Source organism: Candidatus Pelagibacter communis, from assembly GCF_001180105.1.
Taxonomy (GTDB): domain Bacteria; phylum Pseudomonadota; class Alphaproteobacteria; order Pelagibacterales; family Pelagibacteraceae; genus Pelagibacter; species Pelagibacter ubique_K.
Genome location: NZ_CVSO01000009.1, coordinates 1 through 796, shown reverse-complemented (window position 1 = coordinate 796; position 796 = coordinate 1). Strand labels below are relative to the sequence as shown.

General features: G+C 29.9%; 1 protein-coding gene and 1 pseudogene. One reads left to right on the top strand and one right to left on the bottom strand.

All coding sequences use genetic code 11. The features are described 5' to 3' along the window. Window positions 1-389: pseudogene (locus AMN84_RS01390) on the top strand (ABC transporter ATP-binding protein); the annotation flags it as partial. A 1-nt stretch (window position 390) separates the two neighbouring features. Here the strand turns inward: AMN84_RS01390 and AMN84_RS01385 are convergent. Next, window positions 391-796 (bottom strand): tautomerase family protein (locus AMN84_RS01385; protein ID WP_075482749.1); only part of this gene is annotated, 406 nt, incomplete at its 5' end.

Here is a 796-nt window from a genome sequence, read left to right as displayed (position 1 = left end):
ATAATGTTTATCATATACCTAATTCAATTGAGGTGGTAAAATTTTTGAACAGAGGAGTTTTGGTACCAGCAAAAGTTACAAGTCCTAAAAGTTTAGAAAACGAGGAGCTGGGAACTATTACTGGAAACTTTTCAAAACCTTTTGAAATTGGATCTACAGTTAAATTGTTATTACAACCGGAAGATTTACACCATGACGATAAAAGTAATTTAAAATTTGATGTGGTTGATAAAAAATTTAGAGGTACAAATTTTATTTACTCCTTAAAAACTGACAAAAATTTTATTTTACCTGTTTTTGTACACTCTCATCATGTTCATCAACATGAGATAAACGAAAAGTTCGGAATAAAAAGACCAATTCATATTGAACATTTAGTTTGTTTTTAAACTAACTTTCTAAAGATTTTAATTTTTTCTTCAGTTTGTCTGGTAGATTTTCGAACCATATCTTTTCTTGACCTGATACAGGCAGCACCTCTCCGTATTCAACCATTTGGGATGGTTCTAAATCAACAATATAAACCCAAACATTTGATTGATCTAATTTGGTTTCTTTCGCTAATAACTTTTTTAATCGATCAATAAGATCGTCTTTAACCTCTTTAGAACGTCCTGCTCTTATTTGGCCATTAAGATAAATTTGTTCATCCTTAATAACTTTTCCTCCCATAAAATGACTATTCTTTTTAGTTTCATTAAAAATGACTTGTGCAAAATATGTATTTGCTCCAGTAGTTTTGCTGTGAATTTTTGTTATACCCTCTGCGATTGACTTTTTTTTACTCTCCTCTAAT